The following is a 9,273-nucleotide window of genomic DNA, read 5'->3' as shown; positions in this document are numbered from 1 at the left end:
CCCTTGCCGTTGCGTTTGTTGCCCTTGGTCCTTTGAACTTCGTTCAAATGCCCCTCCATCTCGGCCTCAAGGGCCTTTTCGATCACGTTCTTCAGCATTGGGGCGAAAGCACCTCCTTTACCGAAAAGGTTCTTGCCGGACATGAACTGGTCAAGCACCTTCTTTTCGAATTCTGTTTGTTCTTCTTTTCTCATGATTCTGTCTGAATAAAATTAATACTTAAATTTATTTCAGACAGAGTTCAGTTTACACCCTCGATGGTATTATGAATTAGTGCATACTTTTTTTTAATTCATTTTATTTTTTTATAGTAATTAATACTACTTTTCCACTAAATTGAGACTGTAAATGATACCTACTATTTTGACGAATAACATGTATAAATGCTTTAGCTTCTACCATTTCTGCATTATCAACATAGATAAAGGAATTGCTATGAAAATGAGGTTCAAGCAATTGAAATATAGGTAAGTATAAATCTTTCCAACCGTCTAACAACAATAAGTCGATTGGCTCTTGATGATTTTTTAAGGTTGCCATAGCGTCTCCAATTCTAACATTAATGAGATCGCCCACTCCTGCCCTTTCAAAGTTATCAATTGCTTTTTTGGCTTTCGATTCAATTAATTCCGTGGTAATTACATGTCCACCAGTTTCAATGACACCTTGCGCTAAAAACAGTGTTGAAATACCAAAAGAAGTTCCAAATTCAACAATATTTTTGAGTCTATTATCTGTAATTAGTTTTATTAAATCGTGTCCTTGATCTTTCGAAATAGACAGATATGCATCTTTAAAATCCAAAGGTTGGTTTCGCCATTTTTTGAAACAATAATCATGAAAGTTGGTGTGCTGGCAAAATGCTACAAAAGTTGAATCCAAGTTGATATAATTGTAATATCAGTCCCTATATAGAATTAATAAAAGGTATTAAACCTCAGGACAAGCCCTGAACCCATTAATAGGAATCGACCCAAGGGTAGAGGGTATTGAACCTAGATCCCGCCGAAAAAAGGAGGGATTAGTTCAACTTTCAATTTTCAGTGCGTCTTACTGACTTCCCAAAATTGAGTTTCACTAATAATACAGTCTAAAATCCAGCAATTTGCAGACGTTGTAGTGTCTTTGGTGCAACTCTTCTACCACATCCAACATAGTATCATCCTCTTTAAATAAGTTGAAGAATGCCTTATCAAGATTTATGCTACTTATTCCATTAAATTCATTGCCATAGCCAGAAACACCTTTTGCGCCAGTGATATCCAAAAAATATTGTGCTTCCTCTTCGTCTAAATCCAGGATTTTTGCATTCGAAAAATGTAAAATCTTTCCTTTTAACCTTCCTTCGAAAATTTCTGCAATTTCTTGGAAACTATAATAATAGTCATTTAAACATATACTATTTGCTTCACCTGGTATGACCAAGTAGATGATTTCATAGTCCTTAAAATTATGATCATCCAAAACCAGGGCATTTAAGCTATCTTCCAGTCCCTCAATGGTGTCGCAGGTATTATATATGCTTGCTATTCCATATTTCAAGGCTAATTGTTCCAAGTTTTCTTGCGCTTCGGTAACCTTGTCCGTTTCCATTTCTTCGACCGCTTCTAAACAATAGATGAAATTAGCTGCATCTAAAGATTGTTCTTGGGGTAATTGTTGTCTTTTCTCTAACAAGTTTCTGAAATTATATTAAACACAAAATTAGGGTAACGCTTCCAGTTTTTCAGCATTTTCATATAAAATACCATTCCACACACATAGCCCTCCCTCCTATCGTAGGCTAGTATAATAAATGTTTATTCATTACCGGTCAATGGTATTTTAAAGGTATTAATGAACCTTGTTTGAAGAATGTTGGGCTATCGCCTATCCGCCTTCTTCGGTTTATTCATTGCTGGTTATTTGTTTAAATGGGTATTCATGAACCTCGTGCCTCGGTTTGTTCATTGCTGGATATTTTGTGCTAATGTATTTATGTGTCTCCTTTGTCCAGGTCATTATCTTTTTAGAAGAAAGTTTTTAGAAAGCAATAAATCATTGCGGCTGGTAGCCTCTTAACTGCTTTTGTCCAAAATCAAAGCACGGGCCAGCTCCAAAAGCAACTTCTTTTCTTGAATAGATCTTTTTAAAGGCAGTTGGGCCAAACCTATTAACCTGCGCATTAGCTCTATTCCGGCAACTTGGGCCAGCAATAGCCCGTTTAGCCTTCCCGGATACCTGCTTTTTATGGTTTGGAGACAATCCGTATCCATTGTAATGAGAATACTATGGGCCGCCAGAACCCCAATGTCAAATTCGGCAAAACCCATAAAGCTGAATTCTGGATCGATTACATAGATATGGTCTCCTTTTGCCATCCAACTTCCGGGATAATAATCACCATGCAAAAGCGTATTGCCTTCAGACAGGTATTGTTGCCCCACCTTTGCAATCTCCTTTTTCAATGGTTCATCATTCCTATACGGAAGGGCGAGTTCCTGAAGCCCTTCCTGAACGGTATTCAGGGAGAAATCATTTTCCTTCAGAAATGGTAGTACGAATATGTGTTGGTGATTAAGCAATCGCAATTCCATATTCCTAGGGTATGCCTTAGGCGTGGATGTATGGATTTGGGAAGCAATATCCAATAGCTGATCGAGTTGGGAAGCCTCGATATTCCTTTCCCCATACAGGTATGACATATCCTTGCAATCCCCTAAGTCTTCCAGTAGCAATACATGGTTGTCGGCATTATACGTCAGGATTTCCGGTATATGTGGTGCAATGGCCTTATTGGTAACCGCTTTGTAAAATCGATACTCTACATCAATACGCTCAATGGGTGCAACGATCTGTGGGTATTTTTGAACAAAAGGACGCGATTGCTTTACGATAAAAGAACGCTTATCGGTACGGATTCTAAGCACCACGTTCATGTTACCCTCACCCGGCTTTTCAACAGCGCGGATCTGTTCCGTTTTAGGGTCCAAGAACCCGATAGCATTTAAATAGCTTTCAAGATCTGAAATTGAGGTCGTAGCATCGAGGTACATACTGTGTATTTTATATTTTTTCAAGGCTTTGCCAGAAATCCATTTTCATAAATTCCACATTAATTTCCGTATGGATGTGTATAAAGCGTTGCGTATTTTCCTTAGGCGTTGAAAAAGTGTCGGTTTTTGATAATTCGGGACGGGCGAGTGCTTCTATGATCGCGACATCCCACATTATCCAGCTTTTCTTTTCCGGGTCCTCCTGGGTCCACCAACGTTCATAGGTTTCCCATCGGTTGATCAGATAATCATGGATCCCCCCTTTATTTTTTAAATTGGCATCTACTTCCGCTTTTGTAAACACCAGGTGCTGGCTGGTCGTTGCGGTCATTATGGTAAGATCAAGACTTTGGGTATTTAGGAGGATCTCTACCGCGATAGGGTCATTTCCCGTATTGAATTCCTTTTTGTCATAGGTATTGGTTTCCACATGATGCCAAAAACCGACATAGTGTACTTTCAATTTTTTTACAATGGATGGATCCTGCAGAATGGCACTGGCCACATTGGTACAAGCACCTAAAACAACCACATTCAGTTTTTGACCGGGAGGCAAACCATGGGCCATGGCAACGATAAAATCCGAAGCAGGGGAACGGGCTGGTTCCGTACGATGCTTAAGGGGTACATTGCTGCCCAAAGGAAGCGGAATGGTCTCCTGACCCATTAGCCGAAGTATTCTTTCATTAATCCGTTGGCTTTCATATACCGTACTATCCGTTGCCAATGGCGACGTATGGAATTGTGCCGAGGTTATGCCTAGAATATTGAATTTGGGCTCAGCAACTGCCCGTACAATGGCATAAAGATCATCGACTTCATTGGCCGTATCAGCATCGATAATGATGGGTAAACGCAACTCCTTAACTTGTGCTTCCATCGTGACTTGTACGAAAAGGGATATTGGAATTATCCATTGAAGCAAAGGGATGTGGATCGCTTTATGGAAATCCAAGATTTTAAGGATCCAGGGTTTATTTTTTTGCTGCTGCATTCAATCTTTTTATTGGTGTTGATTCTGCGTTTGGTCGTACGGATTGGTCGAACATTACCTTTCGTCATCTTGAAAGCATCTATTTTTTATGGGGCTTGCCTTGCCGGACGTAACGTAGTTGCAAACTATGCGTTTTATTGAACATTCAAAAAGATGAAAAATCATCGGATATGGACTTTTAAAGATACTAATGCTCATTTCGTCCAAAATAATTCCTCATTCTGAAACAATAGGATAGCTTTATGGTTCCTAAATCAAAACTTATGAAACTTGACCTGATCATCGTAGATGACTCTTATCTATGGTTATCCTTGGCTGAAAAGCTAGCCAAAACCCACCCTTTAATTGGTCGCACAACCTCTTTTCTTGATTCTTATGATGCTTGGGTTTATATACAAACCGCAAAACCACAGGTGGTGTTGTCCGATATTGAAATGCCGGGTATGAATGGATTTTCCTTTCTTGAAATGTTCGGAAACCGCGTGCCTTTTATATCCAGTTCTACCAAACAAGGCTTTGAGCCTGAAGCTAGGGAACTTGGGTGTGCCGATTTTATCAAAAAGCCCTTTACAAAAACTGAGTTCAACCATACCATTGATATGGTTTACAATCAATTATATGGGCAATCCGCCTGCTTTATCTAACCGTCAGGGCAACGAATCCACGCCACTCCCTCCTATCCCTTCGACTTTGTTCAGGACTGGCTAGGGTTGCATAATAAGTGTCTAGGGCCAGAATTAGGAGCTATAATTTTCTTAGGCCAGAAACAATCTAGAATATTTCATCACCTTCAGGCAAATCCAATGCTTTTACAGATTGAATTGCATTTCCTGCTATTCCTTTAATAGATGAATGCATATCGATGGTATTGTTGGTTACTTTTTCAATTTGCTTTTCACGTTCTTTCCAAATACGCTGCATAGCCCTTTTTTCACTATCTAAGGCGGTTTTCATTGAGGTAAAACCTTCAACAATAGCCTCTATTTGCATACGGAATTGATTACTGGTTAAGTAATCATAAAGCATATACATTTTATCACCTTTGTTCTCTTGAGTACTTAGAGCCAAATTTACTTTAACAATTGATTCTCTAAGAACATTGCAAAGACCTTTGAATTCATCGTAATTACAAATCCAAATACCTTCTTTTAAACCCATTCTCTCCATATCAGATGGCATTACTTCAGTAACTAAAACACCAATGTTTGCCCCTCTTTCTCTAATGTCATTTTTGAATTTTTCTATCCAGCTGGGTTGAAAGTCCTTTGTGCGCTTGCTTTCATAGTAAATTTTACCACAATTTTGTTCTGTTCGTGTATTTACAATTTGAATACAATCTCCTCCTCTAGCTCCTTTTTTTATTTCTTCTATTGTGTCCAATGGAAACTTGGCTGCCAACCATTCTTCGATAGCCAATTCCTGTACCTCTCCTTGCAACTGCATTGAACCTTGTTCCTGCTTACGCTTCATCTCCTCGGTTAATTTTTTTTGCGCTTCCAATTGCATTTGCATTTCTTTAAAACGAAGTTCATTCTTATCTTCCTCGATTTTCCTTATCTTCTCTCTTTCTGCCAAAAGCGTTTCATTCAGTTTTTTTTGTGCTTCCGCTTCTACGGCTTCTTTCAATTCACCTTTTTCTCGCTTTAACTTTTCAATCTCAGCTTTGGAACGATTTAATTCTTTTACCTGTTCGGACTTCTCATTCAGCTCATTTTGAAGAACCTTAAATTGCTCAGATTGCTCTTCTTTTAACTTATACTTAAGTTTAGACTCTATTTCTTTCTTACTCTCTTTTAATTGGTTTTCTAGACGTTCTTGAAAAAGTTCGTTTTCTTGTTTTTTCTTTTGTAAAAATTCTGCTTTTTCCAGTTTTAGTTTTTCTTGTTCAGATTCGTATTTTTTCTTCTCTTCAGCTATTTGAGCCTGATACTTTTGCTTAATCTCATCTTCAAGTTGATGTGCCAGAATATCTTGCACATCAATTAATGTTCCGCAATTAGGGCATTCTATTTCTCTGCTTTTACTCATACTATGCAGTAATTTGATTAATTTGACCTTTAAATTTTGTTTTAACAAACTCAATTACAACGGCACAACCCTCCCGAATCATCTCATCTGTATATGCTTTTTGGTTTCTAAGGCCGCCATGAGAAGCATCATGCATTAGTGAATAAATAAATTCATTATCTCCAAGTATTTTGTTGCCATCACAATAATCCTGTAAAAGTTTATCTGGCGCTTCAAATTTATTTATGGTTTCCAAAACATGCCGCACAGAATTAGGCGTAGTGTGTGTTGGGATACCACCATTTGAAACCCCATAAATGTCTCTCAAATGCTCTTCATAGGGCATTACTAATTGTCTCGATAATTTCATTAATTTCTGATTTGCCAAAATTAAGGGCATATCGATTATTTTATTTCTTATTAATATGCTCATAAATTCAAGATTGTGCGTTAAAACTATGAACCTTACCCTTTCAACATCTAAATTTTTATGGAGATTTCGAATAGTTTGAGATATAGCGTATACATAATGAAAATCTAAACTTGAAATAGGGTCATCGATTATGAAAAATAATTTGTTGTAATCGTCATCTCTTTCCACAATTTTATATACATCCGCAATGTAATAGCAGAAAGCAACAATACTCTTTTCTCCATCACTAAGAACGTCGGTTGCATTATCAACTAACGCATGTTTATTAAATTTAAAACAGAAGTCATCATCAACACTGTATTTATTACCAAAAAAAACTTTTAAATAGGATTTTAGGTTTTGAAGGACTTTATCTTTTTTACTTACCTTTTCCTTGCTTTCTTTTTTAGCAATTTCCGCCTGCAAAGTTTTTTTGTTAATATTTAATTTTCCAATATCCTCAATTAAGGATTTTTGTTCCTTCCTTATTTTAAGATACATTGCCCGGCATAGTCTTCGGTTAAGTATGAGTTTTTCATCTTTAAGATTATTTTTCTTTGTGTTAAAGCTGCCTATTTTTTTGTTGTTAGCTATTCCGTTAGCTTCAAGAAAAGAAATCTGCTTTATTATATTCTTGAATGGTTTTTTAAATTGTTTTTCATTTATCTCTTGTTCAATATTTTTCAGCTTTTTATTCAGTAATTGATTTAAAGTCTTTATGTCCTCAGCCAATTCTATTTGCTCAGGTTCTAATAATTGCTCATCCGCCAAAGACGGAATAAACTTTTTATTAGAATCGAATTCATTTTTTAACTGTAGATAAGCAGATTTGTAATTTAGAATATCCTTCTCAAATTTATCAAGAGCTTTGATTGCGTTTTTTATTTCAGTGTAAACTTTTGCTTCCGAATCTTCTAAATAATCATTATACTTTTCAATCAAATCTAAGGCATCGTTTAGCAATATTTGTTCACAGAACGGGCATTCAGTATCAGCCTCCGGTTTTTCTGGTAATAATGCCAGACCTGTTTCGATAAATATTTGCTTAGTTAAAACTTTGTCCTTAAAAGTTTGTGCGATTTCACTTTTAGAATATGAAGTTTCTAGTAAAACACCAATATCAGTTAAAAAATTACCATCTAATCCATACTCTATTTCACTAATATCTGGTAAATCATCAGGTGTTTTTGCAAGAGTCTTGTTAGATTGAACCAATTCTTCGTAACTCTTTTCTTCTTTATGGGATAAATCTCCATCATAGACGTTTCTAACAGTAAATTTATATTCACTGGTTCCCTTGTTTATATGCTGCTTATCAAGTTCTTTTTTTCCTGTATTGACAGCCCCTGTTAGAATTGTAGATTTAGCAATTATATCTTTACTTATGATTTCTACTTTTTTCTTTTCGTTTGTCAAGTCAATTTTGGTTTTCCCCAAGATGTAACCATCTATTTCTCCATCTGGTTGAAATTTGAGTTCCTCAATATTTTCCCGAATATAATCACTATTGAAAACGTGAAAAATGTAATCTGTATCGTTTGAAATTTTCGCTACTTTATTTTTCTCTACATCTATTGACAAATTTTTATGTATTGTTGTACCTTCTTTTTGTTCACTTATTTTTAGCTTAAAATGACCTTTGCTTTGGTTGATTGTTAGTATTTTGTTTACATGTTCAATATCATTGTTATTAATCAGTCTAAAAGCTCTACTTAGAAAAGTTTTACCTGTACCATTATTAGCAAAAACCCCAATTTTTAATTTGCTCATTGGAAATGAGTTGCTCAAATTTATATGTGGCCCAAGATTGGTAGCTTCGATTTTTGTTGTAATATTTTTAGACATATTATAATTCTATTGTTCGAGATAATTTAGATATTCGGTATTCGAACCATAGCAATAGTGATATAACTCTGTTTAAACATTGGAAAGTAAATGAGGCAGTTAAATTTATGAAATTTTAACAAGTAAATAATTACGGAAAAACGTTAGGAAAATAAAAAAGTAGTAAAATGCAATATCGAATATATGTACAATTGGCGTGACTAAAGAGTTAAGTTACGAGAAGCTTGTTTACTCATTTCAACACCCCAAGGGAAATTTTTTGTCGCAAAGTATGCTATAGGCATTGCCGCCCCTAGTGCTTTAGACTTTGATTCATCCATCCTAACTATCCTGGAAAACCAACGATCACCCCTATTAGCTTCCTCACATATTAATAAACCCACAAACGTATGAGCTAGTACTATTGCCGGAATTTTACCATTTGTAGTAACCAATGGTTGAAAGGACGAATTATTATGTCTAGGGAAGTACATATCAGTAACCGCTATCAGAGAATCATAAATATCACCTATTGCTGGTATTGGCACTCCTGCATGTATAATATCTCCTGCCAATGTTGTAACATCTGGAACATTACCTAAAGTATTAAATGATAAACTTGAAAAAAAAGGAAGTAATCCAAAATTACGAGTTGATGACCATAAAATTAAAGGAGGGTGTAAACTGAACTCTGTCTGAAATAAATTTAAGTATTAATTTTATTCAGACAGAATCATGAGAAAAGAAGAACAAACAGAATTCGAAAAGAAGGTGCTTGACCAGTTCATGTCCGGCAAGAACCTTTTCGGTAAAGGAGGTGCTTTCGCCCCAATGCTGAAGAACGTGATCGAAAAGGCCCTTGAGGCCGAGATGGAGGGGCATTTGAACGAAGTTCAAAGGACCAAGGGCAACAAACGCAACGGCAAGGGCAAGAAGACGATCAAGAGCGGCTACGGCACCTTCGACATCGATACGCCCCAGGACAGGCAGAGCAGCTTTGA

Annotated in this window: 9 protein-coding genes and 1 pseudogene; 2 read left to right on the top strand and 8 right to left on the bottom strand. The window is 36.4% G+C overall.

Annotation, left to right across the window (positions count from 1 at the left end):
• The 5 genes and pseudogenes from LX92_RS22040 to LX92_RS22020 form a co-directional block, all read right to left on the bottom strand.
• Positions 1-194 (bottom strand): annotated as a pseudogene (locus LX92_RS22040) (IS256 family transposase); the annotation flags it as partial.
• 103 nt (positions 195-297) lie between these two features.
• Complete coding sequence (locus tag LX92_RS22035; protein ID WP_211315903.1) at positions 298-882, bottom strand: O-methyltransferase; 585 nt, start codon at positions 880-882, stop codon at positions 298-300.
• Positions 883-1,077: 195 nt separating this feature from the next.
• Positions 1,078-1,677, bottom strand: a complete 600-nt coding sequence (locus LX92_RS22030) for a DUF6642 family protein (protein ID WP_109655190.1) — start codon at positions 1,675-1,677, stop codon at positions 1,078-1,080.
• Positions 1,678-2,057: 380 nt separating this feature from the next.
• On the bottom strand, positions 2,058-3,059 hold the full coding sequence (locus LX92_RS22025; RefSeq protein WP_223308465.1) for a phosphotransferase: 1,002 nt from the start codon (positions 3,057-3,059) through the stop codon (positions 2,058-2,060).
• Positions 3,046-3,915, bottom strand: coding sequence for a nucleoside hydrolase (locus LX92_RS22020; protein WP_170117925.1), 870 nt, complete (start codon positions 3,913-3,915; stop codon positions 3,046-3,048). Before LX92_RS22020 ends, LX92_RS22025 begins: the two co-directional genes overlap by 14 nt.
• 377 nt (positions 3,916-4,292) lie before the next feature.
• Between LX92_RS22020 and LX92_RS22015 the strand changes: the two genes are divergently transcribed.
• The gene (locus LX92_RS22015) at positions 4,293-4,673 is read left to right on the top strand and encodes a response regulator (protein ID WP_170117924.1); all 381 of its coding nucleotides are present in this window, start codon (positions 4,293-4,295) and stop codon (positions 4,671-4,673) included.
• Positions 4,674-4,800: 127 nt separating this feature from the next.
• Here the strand turns inward: LX92_RS22015 and LX92_RS22010 are convergent, their stop codons facing one another.
• From LX92_RS22010 to LX92_RS22000, 3 genes are all read right to left on the bottom strand, one after another.
• A complete protein-coding gene (locus LX92_RS22010) occupies positions 4,801-6,057 on the bottom strand; it encodes a DUF2130 domain-containing protein (protein ID WP_109655184.1) in 1,257 nt (418 codons plus the stop codon).
• A gap of 1 nt (position 6,058) precedes the next feature.
• The gene (locus LX92_RS22005; RefSeq protein WP_109655182.1) at positions 6,059-8,293 is read right to left on the bottom strand and encodes an AAA family ATPase; all 2,235 of its coding nucleotides are present in this window, start codon (positions 8,291-8,293) and stop codon (positions 6,059-6,061) included.
• A gap of 200 nt (positions 8,294-8,493) precedes the next feature.
• A complete protein-coding gene (locus LX92_RS22000) occupies positions 8,494-8,847 on the bottom strand; it encodes a hypothetical protein (RefSeq protein ID WP_109655180.1) in 354 nt (117 codons plus the stop codon).
• Positions 8,848-9,007: 160 nt separating this feature from the next.
• On the opposite strand from LX92_RS22000, the gene LX92_RS21995 reads away from it, so the two are divergent.
• A partial coding sequence (locus LX92_RS21995) for a transposase (protein ID WP_211315897.1) occupies positions 9,008-9,273 on the top strand: 266 nt, incomplete at its 3' end.

Origin of the sequence: Maribacter polysiphoniae, from assembly GCF_003148665.1 — a bacterium.
GTDB lineage: Bacteria > Bacteroidota > Bacteroidia > Flavobacteriales > Flavobacteriaceae > Maribacter_A > Maribacter_A polysiphoniae.
The sequence above is the reverse complement of the archived record's forward strand: the minus strand, read 5'-3'. Positions and strand labels throughout refer to the sequence as shown.